At 37.5% G+C, this 14,873-nt stretch carries 9 protein-coding genes; 2 read left to right on the top strand and 7 right to left on the bottom strand.

Translation table 11 applies throughout. From position 1 onward, the window contains the following. Positions 1-54: 54 nt before the first annotated feature. The 7 genes from A8B79_RS06060 to A8B79_RS06030 form a co-directional block, all read right to left on the bottom strand. Positions 55-1,776, bottom strand: a complete 1,722-nt coding sequence (locus A8B79_RS06060; protein WP_066219478.1) for an NAD+ synthase — start codon at positions 1,774-1,776, stop codon at positions 55-57. Between the two features lie 74 nt (positions 1,777-1,850). Beyond that, a complete protein-coding gene (locus tag A8B79_RS06055; RefSeq protein ID WP_066219475.1) occupies positions 1,851-2,234 on the bottom strand; it encodes a response regulator in 384 nt (127 codons plus the stop codon). Position 2,235: 1 nt separating this feature from the next. Further along, positions 2,236-5,196, bottom strand: a complete 2,961-nt coding sequence (locus tag A8B79_RS06050; protein ID WP_153038369.1) for a sensor histidine kinase — start codon at positions 5,194-5,196, stop codon at positions 2,236-2,238. 293 nt (positions 5,197-5,489) lie between these two features. After that, complete coding sequence (locus tag A8B79_RS06045; RefSeq protein WP_066219467.1) at positions 5,490-8,720, bottom strand: S41 family peptidase; 3,231 nt, start codon at positions 8,718-8,720, stop codon at positions 5,490-5,492. A 176-nt stretch (positions 8,721-8,896) separates the two neighbouring features. Continuing rightward, entirely contained in the window at positions 8,897-9,523 is a 627-nt protein-coding gene (locus A8B79_RS06040; RefSeq protein ID WP_066219464.1) for a tetratricopeptide repeat protein, read from the bottom strand. 361 nt (positions 9,524-9,884) lie between these two features. Further along, the gene (locus A8B79_RS06035; RefSeq protein ID WP_066219463.1) at positions 9,885-11,648 is read right to left on the bottom strand and encodes a sodium:solute symporter family protein; all 1,764 of its coding nucleotides are present in this window, start codon (positions 11,646-11,648) and stop codon (positions 9,885-9,887) included. Further along, entirely contained in the window at positions 11,648-11,914 is a 267-nt protein-coding gene (locus A8B79_RS06030) for a DUF4212 domain-containing protein (RefSeq protein WP_066219461.1), read from the bottom strand. The genes A8B79_RS06035 and A8B79_RS06030 overlap by 1 nt, the downstream gene beginning before the upstream one ends. Positions 11,915-12,093: 179 nt before the next feature. Between A8B79_RS06030 and A8B79_RS06025 the strand changes: the two genes are divergently transcribed. Together A8B79_RS06025 and A8B79_RS06020 are read left to right on the top strand one after the other, a co-directional pair. Beyond that, the gene (locus tag A8B79_RS06025) at positions 12,094-12,507 is read left to right on the top strand and encodes a hypothetical protein (RefSeq protein ID WP_082894080.1); all 414 of its coding nucleotides are present in this window, start codon (positions 12,094-12,096) and stop codon (positions 12,505-12,507) included. 136 nt (positions 12,508-12,643) lie between these two features. Next, complete coding sequence (locus A8B79_RS06020) at positions 12,644-14,848, top strand: DUF5916 domain-containing protein (protein ID WP_066219458.1); 2,205 nt, start codon at positions 12,644-12,646, stop codon at positions 14,846-14,848. The last annotated feature ends 25 nt before the right edge of the window (positions 14,849-14,873 follow it).

Here is a 14,873-nt window from a genome sequence, read left to right as displayed (position 1 = left end):
ATTAAAGAAAAAAGGCACTTTTAATCCTCGTTTGTCAACACAATTAGAGAAACGTTATTGTTTTGAAGAAATAGATTTTTTGAACTTGTTTTCCTGACCGCTCCAACCCTGAACTACCGGCCATCTTCTACCCGATCCAAAGGCTTTAGCTGACATTTTTAAACCGGGCGCCGACTGATATCTTTTGTGTTCATTGATATCAACTAATCTAAGAATTTTATCAACTAGTTTTTCTTCATAACCTCTGTCGATGATCTCTTCTCTTGAAAGCTGTTGCTCAAGATAGTATTCCAAAATAGTATCTAAAGTTCCGTAATCCGGCAAAGAATCTGAATCTTTTTGATCAGGTCTTAATTCGGCACTTGGTTCTTTCTCAATTATAGAATTTGGGATCACTTCTTTCTGATAATATCTCTGGTTTAACCACTTGCACATTTCGAACACTTCTGTTTTATAAAGATCTGATATAACGCCCAGTCCTCCAGCCATATCACCATATAAAGTACAATAGCCTACTGCCGTTTCTGATTTATTCCCCGTATTCAAAAGCATGTAACCGAACTTATTAGCCATAGCCATCAGTAAATCACCTCTGGTTCTGCTTTGAAGATTTTCTTCGGCTACATTAAATTCTGTTCCTTCAAAAACCGGTTTAAGCTGATCTAAATAAGAATCATAAATTGATTTAATAGTAATTTCATGCAACTTAATCCCCAGATTTTGAGCAAGAGTTTCAGAATCAGAAACACTTCCCGCAGAAGAAAATTCGGAAGGCATTGTAACTGCTATTACGTTTTCAGCACCAAGTGCTTCTTTAGCGATTACAGCAACCAAGGCTGAGTCAATTCCACCACTCAATCCTAAAATTACTTTCTTTGCTGCTTTAGATTTTTTTAAATAATCCTGAACGCCCAGCACTAAACCATTGAACATACTTTCAATTCTTTCAGGCACATCTAATCGGCTTGATGTGTTCTGAATTGCCTCTACTTCTTTAGTGGATGGATCGAATTCAACATCGATATAAGTACTCGCAAATCTTTTGGCTCTGCTTTTTATCTCTCCATCTTTATTTAAAGCCAGAGAATCTCCATCAAAAATAAGTTCGGTATTTGCCCCAACCTGATTCACATAAAACAAAGGGATATTCAGTTCATCCGCATGCTTCTGGAGCATTCCAACCCGGCTTACCGGTTTTGTTTTTGTAAATGGAGAAGCAGACACATTAATGATAGCCTGAGCACCTTTATCAGCAAGAACTTCAGCGGGATTTACGGAATAGGTATGATAGTTGATCTCGTTGTCATTAAACCAAATGTCTTCACAAACGGTAATTCCAAAAGAAACACCATTTATCGATATCGGCTCGAACTCATTACCGGGTTCAAAATATCTCAGATCGTCAAAAACATCATAAGTTGGTAATAGTGCTTTATGAACTCTGGCTATTTCCTTCCCATTTTGAGCCACAATTGCTGAATTGAATATCTTTCTGCCTGTTCCATGATTTTCCGAAATTGAACCGAATATAACTGCAGTCTCTCCTGTGGATTCGATCAGTTCATTATTAATCCGGTAGCAAGACTCTCTAAATACAGCCCTTTCAAGAAGGTCTTGTGGAGGGTAGCCGCAAACTATCAATTCCGGCAGAATCAGAATATCAATTTTGTCTTCAGAAGCTTTTCTTATTGCTTCTGTGATCAAATTTTTATTCCCTATCAGGTCTCCAATGGTAGGATTAAGCTGTGCTAAGCGTATTGTAGAAGATTTTTTCATTACTGAAAGATAGTGCTGATTACGACAAATGGCGAAAAATTGATCTTATATAAAATCAGATTTAATGAATTGCTTTAAACACGTTGAAATGACTCAATATCTTTATTTATTGAGGCGGTAATTTCTCCGACTTCAAAAGGTTTTTGCAAATAGCTGCAAATTAAACCTGATTCAAGAGCCTCTTCGATTTCCGGTATTTTATGATAGCCAGACAGGATATTATATGGACATGGTTTATAAAACTCCTGAGCTTTCCTGATAAACTCGAGGCCATTCATACCTGGCATCTTCATATCTGAAATTATCAGATCGAAGGAGTCATCTTCTGACAATATTTCCAATCCCTTCTCAGGACTTCTTGCTGTAACAATTTCGAAATTCTCTGCTAATAAATTTTCAAACAAAAACAGGTTCATTGCTTCATCATCAACGTAAAGCACTTTTTTCAAGTTTGACATTCTAAATTTTTGGTGTCTCTTTTTTGAATTCTAATTTTACAGTTGTTCCTTTATCGACAACTGAATCAATTTCTATATCGCCGTTTAGTTCTTTTATGATATTGTAGACAATAGATAAGCCCAACCCTGTCCCTTCTCCTTGTTCTTTTGTGGTAAAGAAAGGATCAAAGATCTTATGCAGTATTTCATCAGGAATTCCACAACCTGAATCCGTTATATAAACTATTGTTTTGTCTTTTGTTTCCTTTGCCGAAATTGATATTTCTCCATCACCTTCAATAGCATGAATTGAGTTGGTTATCAGATTAGAAAAAACCTGATATAATTTACCTTCGTTACCAATTACAAATACATCATTAGTTGCATACTCCCGTGACACATTTATTCTGTTTTTCAGATCATGATCCAGAATCGTAAGTGTGTCATCTATTACTTTATTTAAATACACTTTGTTGTTGATCTTATCAGAAGTAGTAGTAAATGCCCCCAAGCTTTTTGTGATATTCATGATCTTATCTACTCCCAGATCTATGCCAACCAGAACGGTTTCAAAGGTATCTTTATCTCTAATTAGAATTTCAGAATTATTTTGCTCTGTGATCTGCTTTATAATTTCTTTCCCGGACTTTATATAGTTTAGCGGGTTATTTATTTCATGTGCAATTCCGGCTGTTAACACTCCCAAAGCAGCCATTTTTTCTGTTTGCACCAATTTAGTGTGTGCCTCTTCAAGATTTTTATATGCTTCCTTTAAATTTTGGTTTTGCATATCTATTTCTTCTGTTCTTCTACTAACCAATTTTCTTAAGGTCTCTCTTTGTTTGATCAGATAAAGAACCCTCAATCTGTATATAAAATATCCAACAGCGATCAAGATCAGAACACTTAAAAGTAAAAACCAGGCTTCCTGGTAGAATGGTTTTTTAATTATAAAACTTACTGATTTCTGCTCGCTCCAATCTCCTGACTCAACTCTACCTTTTACCCACAACGTATATTTTCCCGGGTTTAGGTTTGTATATCTAATCGGGCTATTTGAAATATCTGATGTTAGATTCCAGTTTTCTTCAAACCCTTCTAGCTTATATTGAAATGACATTTCATCTTCATTAAAGAATGAGATAGCTCTGAATTTCAACTCAACGCTATTCTCATCATAGCTTATTGATCTCTCAGTTTGGTTTGTTAGTATTGTACCATCCAGTGTCCTGAATTCTTTAAGCTCAATATTCGGAATAAAGTCTGTATTTATTTCCTCACTATTTTCTAATACTGAAACCCCTGCATCTGTCCCTATCCAAATATCTCCTTTTGAATCTTCAACTAAGGCATTTCTGTTAATTTCATTACCGATCAACCCATTTCCTTTATTATACTGAACCAATTCCTTGCCATCTGTTTTAAAAATACCGTCGCTTGTACCGACCCATAAATTGTTTTCAGAATCTTTCAATATTGAATAAGCCGGATTTCTGTCAAGTTCTACTGCATCATATTTGACTATTTTTCCGTCTTTTAATTTCCCTAAACCTGCTTCGGTAGCTACTAAGTATTCATCATTCCATACTTCAATATCATAAGTACTATTTAATGATTGCTCATCTACAACATACCTTTGAGTATCTGTACCGTCAGTAATATATACTCCTCGGCTGGATAGAATGGCTAACTTATCATTTCCAATTGTTACAAGATTTCTTATCCCATCAAACTTGCCGAAAAGCTCCAATTTCTGATCTGTAAATCTATAAACTGAATTAGAATTAGCTACTAATAAATCGCCTTTATAAAGACTTAATGAAGTGACTATGTTATTCAGAATTTTGGAATCATATTGTCGAATTTTACCATCTTTTATACTGATCAATCCACTACTTGAAAGTGCCAGGAAAATTCGTCCGTCATTTGTTTGCTCAACATCTAAAATTCGGGTAACAAAATTTGGATACCGATCCCTTAGATCTATGGAGGTTATTTCCCCTTTATCATAGAAATTTAATGCCCTTGGGTTGGCAAGTACAATACGCCCATCAACTCCTTCAAGAATACTACTTACTTCATCTTCAATCAGATTTGTATTGCTATTAAAATTTCTAAATCTCAATAAGTTGAACTTGAATAACCCTCTGTTATCACCAACCCAATAATTATTCTCGGCATCAACAAAGATCTGATTGCTTAACAAGTTTTGCTGACGAGCCAATACTTTAAGAGGTTTCCAATCACCGGTTGCTTCCTCAACAAATGAAGGAACGCTAAAACTACTGTAATAGATTCGTCCACTCTCATCTATTTCTAAACTGTATTTGTTAAAAATTGATTCTGAAAAAATTCCGAGCTCATCTGAAATCAGCTCATAATTTTCTTCTGTTATTTTCCCAATCCAATTAAATCCCAACAAATAAAATGAGTTATTGTGCTTATTGATGGTGAGAACATTACTGCTTTCAAAATCGAATTCATTCAATGTGCTGTAAATAATCTCATCCCCTTTTAACGCAAAAATTCCTTCTCTTGTAGTTATATAGAATTGCCCTTCTATATCAACAAAGTTATTGATCAAAGCATCTTTTCCATCGATACTTAACTCTGTAAGCTCCCAATCAGTGTGATCCTCATATAAATGGTAAACTTGATTTTTAAGACCAAGGAAAACTTCATTATTTACTGTTTTGAATGAAAAAATGGCTCGATAACGTGGCCAGGAATCCGGAGTTTTTACTTTTATCCAATCTTTATCTGCATAGTATTGGACAGTCAATCCTTCTTTATTATAGCCTGCAACCCAAATTCTACCAAGACCATCTTTTTGTATATAAGAATGTTCTGTAAATGGTAACCCCAATGAATCGGGGAACAAATACCATTCAGAAGCATCGTAAGTTGTTACCCCCCTTGAGGTTATAAACCACATAACCATATTGTCAGCTTGAGTAATTGAATATACCGAATTTGAAGGCATTCCATCCGTTGTGGAATATGTTTTTGCCGGGTAGAACTGACTGAGAAGTGTCGTAGGAACTAACCAAATAATAAATACGACTAAGAAAAAAGAATGGCGAAATTGCACGTCATAAATTTTTAAGATTATAAAATAAAGATACAGCGATTTAGAACGAAAGGCGATGTAATTATAAAACTGTATTTTGCTTCAGGGCTTTATTTTTATATTAACATTAATCTTATTCCTTTTTCTAAAAAAGGAGACTTTTATTCAAAGCCTCCTTTTAATTTTTGTCGATAAGAAATTAAATCCTACTCATTCACTTCTTTCATTAATTCCTGAATTGCCCTTTCTAACTGCTGATCACGACCTGAATTAATAACTCCCGGCATGTTCTTAACCTTAACATCCGGCTCGGTTTGAAGATTCTCCATCCAGCGACCGGCTTTATCTTTGGCACTTACAGGTACAACTCCCCAATAACCGCCATTTGGCAAACCTTCCCATCCTGCGAAGCTACACGTTCCCGGAACAGGCATTCCTAAAGTGATTCCGATCTTCAGATCAGTGTATCCCTGAGCGTAACAGTGACCGTCGGAGTAATTGCTTTCGTTGAACATGGTAAGTGTAGGTTTTGTCCAGCGAGATGTCGGCTCTCCCCCAACTACTTTTGCAGCTGTAGCATAAGTGATGAACTCCTCACCGGTAAAAAACATCGCAAGATCGGCTACTAAGTCGCCACCACCATTAAATCGCGTATCCACAATGATCCCTTTCGCTTCTAAATATTTACCCAACATGTCTTCGTAAATATTACGGTACGGTCCGTCGCCCATTCCCGGAATGTGAACATAGCCTAGTTGACCATTACTTTTTTCCATTACTTCCTTTTCATTCATTCGAACAAATCGATCGTACAGTAATCCTCGTTCTGCTCCTAAAGAAATTGGCTTTACGGTAACTTGTTTAGCATTTTTTCCTTTACTGTCCGTGATTTCAAGAAGCGTAAATTTATCGGCTTTTCTATTCAGATAGCTCGCCATATCTCTGTTTGCGGAAACTGTTTCGCCATCAATTTTTTGGATGATCATTCCGGTTTCGATCTCTAATGCTTCTTTATCCAGCGGACCACCATCAATGACTTCAGTGATCTTGATTCCATCACCTTTGTAATTGTAATCCCAGAATATTCCCAGAGAAGCCGTTGCATCTCCATTTTCGATATTGTTACTATATCCTGCGCCTGCGTGAGAAACATTTAATTCTCCCAACATTTCAGAAAGCACTTCTGCAAACTCATACCCATTGGAAGTATGCGGAACATATTTCTGATATTCTTCATACAGCATGCCCCAATCGTTTCCGTGGAAAGTTGGCTCATAGAAAATATTCTTGGTTCTGATGTACACGTGCTCGAACATTTTTTGGCGTTCTTTGTCCGCATCGTATTCCATTTCTCCTGAAATTGAAATTCCTTTTGTGCTTCCGCCGGAAAGATCCACTTTGGAAATTCTACCGCTGCTCAGTAAATACAAATTTTCCATTTTTTTGTCCCAAACCAAGCTACCGCCACCGGTATTCAGGCTGATCAATTTCTTTGTATCCCGAGTTCTGAGCTCAGTTTCCCAAAGATCATATCTTCCCTCAAATCTGGATAAGTAATATAGTTTCTCCCCATCCTTCGACAATGTAGCATCCGATAAATAACTGGAATGAATGGTGAGTTTAGACTTTCTATCTTTCATTCCGTCCCAATCAAATTCCAGAGACTTTACTTCCTCTTTTTTCTCATCCTTCTTCTCGTCTTCCTTTTTGTCTTCGGATTTTTCTTGTTTCTTGTTAGCCTTTTCTATCTCTTGCATCAGCTCATAATCTTCTTTACTCATGCTGAATTTATCCCACGCATCCTGATCGAAAAACATTGCATATACATCTGATTGAGAACTTCCACTGGTTGCATAGCTTTTCAATCCGTCTCTGTTACTGAACCAGATCATCTGCTTTCCTTCATTCATCCATTTAGGTGAATAGTCGTAATAACCACTTTCCGTCAGATTGATTCGTTCTTTACCATCCGCTGACAGAAGTAGCACTTCGCTGTTGTTAAGCAACTTATTCCAATCAACCAGTAGCCACTTACTGTCCGGACTCCATGTAAAATATTTATCACCATCACGCATGTGGAACAGATCTTCCGGAGTAAGCAAGTCTACTGTATTTCCTGATTCCACATCCTGAACTCTGAGTGTTCTTCTTCCGGCGATATACGCTAATTTCTTTCCATCAGGAGAATACTCAGGCAGGTAATTGTCTTCTTTAGTTTCAACTATTGCTTCTTCTTTCAAAAGTGTTGAAGCAAAGAAAAACGGTTCTTCTTCTCTTACTTTTTCTGATTTGTAGATACTCCACTTTCCGTTTCTTTCGCTGGAATACACTAAACTTTTTCCATCAGGAGTAAATGTGATAAATCGCTCAGTTTCAGGAGTGTTGGTAACTCTTTTGGTAAGCGAACCATCGATAGAAGTCACAAACACTTCTCCTCTGGCTACGAATGCAATTTCTTTTCCATTGGGATGAACTGCCATTTCCTGAACGCCACCGTTAATAGTGATGAATTTGTCAGAATTGCTCTTTTCCTGAGTTCTGATGTTCACTTTCACTTTCTTTGGCTGCTCTCCTTCTTTCATGGTATATAATTCGCCGTCATAACCGAATGAAAGCATTCCATTTCCCATACTTAAGAAACGAACCGGATGAAGATCAAAATTGGTCAACTGAGTATTTTGTAAAGGATTCGCCAACGAAAGTTTGTGAACATTAAAGCTCCCGCTTTCCTCACTAAGGTAATACAGCGACTTTTCATCTGTACTGTAAACCGGCTGACGATCTTCCCCTTCAAAACTGGTGATCATTTTGTGAGCTTTGCTCTTGGTATCGTAGGTCCAGATATCGCGCGTGATGGAAGAAGTGTGATGTTTTCTCCATTCGTTCTCTCCTCCCTTTTTATCATGATAGACCATTTGTGATCCATCTTTGTTTACCTGAACAAATTCAGCAGGAACGGTAAAGATCTGATCTACTCGTCCACCGGTTACAGGAACGGAATACAATTCAGGCTGAGATCCTGTCGGGTACTGACGATGTTCTTTGGTATCCATTCGAAGTGCGCCGAAAAAAATATTCTTTCCATCGGCAGAAAAAGTAAACGGTTTTTCATCATTGGAATGGAATGTCAATCTTTTAGCCGCTCCGCCTTGAGCGCTCATCGTGTAGATATCAAAATTTCCGTAACGATCGGAAGCGAATGCAATGGACTTTCCGTCTTTGCTCCAAACAGGCATATAATCATGAGCTTCATGGAAGGTAAGTTGAGTAGCATCTCCTCCGTTTGCTGCTACTGAATACAAATCACCTTTGTATGTAAAGACGATAGTAGAGCCATCCGGCGAAATAGTTTGGTAGCGAATCCATTGTGAATTGGTTTGTGCAAAAGTGATGCTTGAGAATAGTAATACAAAACAAGCGGACAGTATTGATTTCATTGATCCCGTATTAGTTTATAAAATGAAAATGCCTACGAATGTAGGTAAAAATTTTGAGTGGGGAGTGTAAGTAGTTTTGAAGCTAAATCTAAAAACCATCCCTCGGATCAAGCCGAGAACCGTCGGCTTGATCATCTCTCTTCGAATGGAGATTGACCCTGTTGAACTACAACTACTTATTCCTTTCGTAAAATCTCTTTTAGAAATTGTTCTTTTTCAAATTCGTAGAAAAAATACTCCATGTATAACACACTATTATCATCAGGATATTCTTCTTTCAGCTTTTCAAATTCTAGCAGAGCCTTCTCTTCATTCTCTACAAAAAAATAAATAAATGCTTTATTGACCTTACTATTTATTACATACTTTCCTTCTTCAATCCTTTCATCATAAGCATGTAACGCTTTTTGAAACCATGCCTGAGATTCCTGAACCTTCCCATTATATTCATATATATATCCAATGAATGTATAACCTTCAGCATAAAAAGGAATTAATTGAACTGCTTCTTTCATCAGTTTTAATGCTTCTTCTTCACGATTCAGAGTTAAAAGAATCTCAGTTTTATTTGAGTAGAATGCACTATTTTTTGGATCTATCTGTATAGCTCTACTTAACTCCTTTAATGATAATTCAAGAGAATCTTTATCATTTATCAAACCCAGGTTATAGTTATTAAATCTCTCGATAGCTTTTTCATTTAGTTCTAAAGCAACAGGATCTATAGCAAGTTTTATTTTTGAATCCGAAGCGGATTTCGTACAACTAACTAAAACAATTAATATGAAATAAAGGATTCTCATTTAGTGGTATACGCTCTTTAATAAACTCGTTAAATATAATTCCTATTTCTCATGAATCAATAGAATTACTTAAATCAAAAACCGACCTTAGAATTATTGACGGAAAAGTGAATAGATGTGTGAGCGTATCCGCAGGATGAATAAAACCTTCAGGTGAAGTTTTAGTAAATGTATCTAGCGAAAGAAGACCTTTGGATTTATTCAGCGAACGCAACTTGAACCCGTCAATAATTCTTAGTCTTGACCTTTTGTTACTTTTGGGTCAAGCCAAAAGTAAGTAAAAGACGTTGGTTTAAATTTTAAGATAAAAGTTAAATTAAAATCACCACAAAGATCCCGAAACGAGTTCGGGATGACGTGCTCACCTCGGATACCTAATCCCCTCCACCATTTCCTGTACGTCTTCCGGTGGATCGGGGTAAAATGACTTAACGCTTAGTGCAACGACCAGGTTGATCAACATCCCGAAGGTTCCGATTCCTTCAGGTGAAATTCCAAACCACCAGTTTTCAGGAATATTCAATTCAGGAAACGCGATCTTGAAAAAGATTATATACGCCAGCGTGAATATGAGTCCGGCAATCATTCCGGCAAGAGCTCCTTGCTTGTTCATCTTTTTGTAGAAAATTCCCAGAATAATAGCAGGGAAAAATGAAGCAGCCGCTAAACCGAAGGCAATAGCCACAACCTGGGCTACAAACCCGGGCGGATTAATTCCAAAATATCCGGCAACAACAACCGCTACAGCAGCTGCAATTCTTGCATATCGTAATTCAGCTTTATCAGAAATATCTTTGTTGAATTGCTTTTTGATCAGATCATGAGAAACCGAAGTTGAGATCACCAACAGTAATCCCGCTGCGGTGGAAAGTGCTGCTGCCAATCCACCGGCTGCAACCAGAGCGGCAACCCAAGCCGGTAAACCCGCAATCTCAGGATTTGCCAATACCATAATATCCCGATCTACATATAACTCGTTGTTGTTAGCCGTCACTTCATTAGAGATCATCACCTGATTGTTGGCTCCTCTTCTGATATCCAATCCGTCCCTAATAATATCAGGTGCTCCGACAATAGCAGCTCCGGGTGCATAATTAATAATTCCGTCTTCGTTCTTATCCACCCAATTTAACAGCGCCGTTTCTTCCCAAGTGCTGAACCATGGAGGCATTTCTTCATATGGTTGCTCGCTTACCGTTTCGATCAGATTTGTTCTTGCAAAAACGGCAATTGCAGGAGCGGTTGTGTACAGGATCGCTATAAAGATCAGTGCATATCCTACAGAAATTCTGGCATCTTTAACTTTGGGCACGGTAAAAAATCGAACGATCACATGTGGAAGTCCGGCAGTTCCTACCATCAACGCCACAGTTATAAAAAATACATCCTGCATACTTTTGGTACCGGATGTGTACTCAGCAAAACCTAATTCCGTGTGCAGCTGATCCAACTTGTCCAGTAAATACATTCCTGAACCATCCGTAACCGTAGAACCAAAACCAATCTGTGGTATCGGACTGCCGGTTAGTTGCATCGAAATGAAAAATGCCGGCACCATAAAGGCAAAGATCAACACGCAATACTGAGCGACTTGCGTGTAGGTAATTCCTTTCATTCCACCCAACACGGCGTAAAAGAAAACGATCGCCATTCCGATGATCACTCCCCAGAAAATATCTACTTCCAGGAATTTTGAGAATACAAGTCCAACGCCACGCATTTGTCCTGCTACATACGTGAATGAAACGATCAACGCACAAATTACAGCAACCGTTCTTGCGGTATTTGAGTAGTAACGATCACCAATAAAATCAGGGACTGTAAATTTCCCGAACTTTCTCAGATACGGAGCTAATAGTAAAGCCAGCAACACATAGCCGCCTGTCCATCCCATCAGATAAACGGTTCCATCGTATCCCATGAAAGAGATCAATCCCGCCATAGAAAGAAATGAAGCGGCCGACATCCAATCTGCTGCTGTTGCCATTCCATTTGTTAATGGATTAACAGCTCCTTCAGCTATATAAAATTCACTGGTTGATCCGGCACGGGACCAGATCGCAATTCCGATGTAAAGAGCAAAGGTTATTCCAACAAGAATATACGTCCATACTTGAACATCCATTATGCATCCTCCTCGTTTACACCGAATTTCATATCTAAACGATTCATAAGGTATACATAGATAAATATAAGCACCACAAACACATAGATAGATCCTTGTTGAGCAAACCAGAATCCCAGTTTGAATCCGCCCATTTTAAAATTATTGAGCCATGGTGCGAGTAAAATTCCGAACCCGTACGAAACGGTAAACCAAATACTTAATAATATGCTCAGGTACTGGAGATTCTTTTTCCAGTAGCCTTTCAGATCTTTTTCTTGTGTCATACAACCTTTTTGTTAGTTTCAGAGAGTATGCAGGTTTTAGATAAGCTATGCAATAATTCTTTTTGGTCGGTAAAAACCCATTTTCTGAACAGCAAAGCAAGTAGTTTGTCCTCTTATTGACAATTATATCCTCAAATTTGAATATTATCTGAGCTTACGGTCAATTAAAATTCAGATCTATGAAAAAGCTTTTATTCCTTTTAACAATGTTAAGTGCTGGTTCATTATCAGCTCAGGAAGTATCAATTTTTGATTTCATAAAAACGGTAGATAATAATAAAGAAGAATTGATCTATTATTATGAAAACAATTGGAAAATTCTACGTGATATAGCAAAAGAGAGGGATTTTATTGAATCATATGAACTTTTGATAACAGAAGCCGACTCAGTTGCTGATTTTGATATCATCCTCATCACCAGATATAAAAACGAAAAACAGTATCAACAAGGTGAAGAGCGATTCCAGCAAATCATAAAAGAGCGCAACAAAGAATATGGTGGTGTCAGATTGCTGAACGAATTAAAACCCGGAGAGTTCAGAAAGAACGTATTTCACAAGATAACCCGAACTAAGTTTTCATCATTAAAATAGCCTTACGGCAACTTGAATTGATACAAGTTGTAAACAGGGTTGTGCCAATTGATTTTTTTCTATATTTGCTTGAATAAATATCTCAGTCAGGTTTGGGGTATCAACAATAATATTCAGGACTTCTTAAATCAAAAAAATGATCAGATATAGAATATTCTTTAGCTCACTTTTATGTGTAATTTTGGGAACATCGGTTCTCTTCTCTCAACAAACTGCTAATCCCGAAAATGAGATAAGAGCAGTATTTATAAATGAAGCTCCTAAAATTGATGGAGATATCAATGACCTGGTTTGGAAAAGTATTTCCCCAATCACCAATTTTATACAAGTATGGCCAAGTGATGGCGAACCGGCCACTGAAGATTCTGAAGTTCGCATCGCTTATGACAGGGATAACCTTTATTTCGCTTTCAGATTCTACGACAAGAATCCTGAACTGATCAGAGCAAAAAATCTCGAACGTGGGGGTAGAAATGATCGGGATGATCACGCCTATATTGGCCTGGATACATTTGGAGACGGTAGGAATGCATATTTATTCGAAATGAATGCATTGGGAACTCAGGACGACGCTACAATTACAGACGAACGCCTCACTATCACCAGCTTCTCCTGGGATGCTGTATTTGTTAGTGAAACTATTATTGACGATCAGGGTTGGACATTAGAAGTTTCCATTCCCTTCAGACAACTGAGATTTCCGGATGATGATGAGCTAAATTTTGGAATCATGTTATCCCGAACTATAAACCGAAAGAACGAACGTGTTCTTTGGCCCAGAATTGGTTTGGAATATGGAAATTTCACATCTCTGGCTGCTGTTTCTCAGTATGGCAAACTTACCGGCATTAAAGATATAAACAGAGGTAAAAATTTAGAGATCAAGCCATATGTAATAGGTGGAGCTCAGGAAATTCGTCCCGATCTGGCTAATGAAGATACCAATGTTGAATATACTGAAGATATTGGAGTAGATATTAAATATGGAATTTCGTCGAATCTGACATTAGACCTTACTGTAAATACTGATTTTGCTCAAGTTGAATCAGATAATGTCCAGCTAAACCTCACTCGTTTTAACTTATTCTTCCCTGAAAAAAGAGAGTTCTTTTTAGAAAGATCCGGACTTTTTGAACATGGGAATTTACAGAGCACCCAAACTTACTTTTCAAGAAGAATTGGCTTGACCAATGAAATTCTCGCAGGTGCACGAATGACGGGGCAAATCGGCAAGACCTCAATTGGAGCGTTAAATATTGAGACAGGAAATAGCATGAAGGATTTTCTGGGTTCAAACTCAACGAATAATACTGTGATCCGTTTTAGAAACGACATATTTCCAAGAGCAACTGCCGGTGCTATATTTACAAATACACAGATCGGGAATGAATATAACAGAGCTTTAGGAATAGATACTCAGTACCGGTTTGGCAGTGCCAGTCTTTTCAATGCGTGGTTTACAAATGTTTGGGATGATCAGGAACTCTTTAATGATGCTGCCGGACATGCTTCAATTCGGTTGAGAAATGATCTGTATTCGGGACAATTATCTTACACTAATGTTGGTGTTAACTATAGACCTTCTCTTGGTTTTGTTCGCAGACGGAATATGAGACAATATGATGTAAGAGGAAGTTACAGCCCAACGATACCGAAGGTTGAAACACTGAACAGGATTATTATTAGCGGATTATATGATTATATAGAAGGTCAGGATGGTGTAAAACAATCTACAGAATTTGAATTTGGCGGCACGCTTGAATTTCAAAGAAGAGATCGTTTGTCAATGGAATTCAGTAGTCAATTCGAACGATTATTTGCTCCATTCTCCATTCGACCAAATACTACCATTCAGGCAGGAGATTATACCTTTAATCGTTTTCAAATAAACGGAGAAACAGATTCAAGCAGAAGATTATTTGCTAATGCAGGCATTGAATTCGGTGAATTTTTCAATGGTAACAGAACAGATATAAGTGGTGGATTTGGTTTGAGACAATCACAACACCTTACACTTGAAGGTCGAATCAATCATTCTATTATAGATCTGCCTGTAAATAACGGAGAATTTGAAGCTACAACAGTTTCGATGTCTATTTTGGGAGCGTTCAGCAGAAAACTCTTCACCAAAACATTGATACAGTACGATAACTTTTCACGGAATATTCAAGCTAATCTTCGTGTGGATTGGATCCATACTCCGGGAAGTGATCTGTTCTTTGTTTATAACACTTCTTACCACCTTACCGGTGATAATGAATTTCTATTTGATCCGAACAGAGATCTGATAATGAATAATGAGATCGCAATTGTTAAGCTAACTTATTTGATACTGCTTTAATAATCCCATAAAAAACCCCGACCCA

Source organism: Balneola sp. EhC07 (assembly GCF_001650905.1).
Taxonomy (GTDB): Bacteria; Bacteroidota; Rhodothermia; order Balneolales; family Balneolaceae; genus Balneola.
Note: the sequence above shows the minus strand (reverse complement) of the source record. Positions and strands in the feature narration are given on the sequence as shown.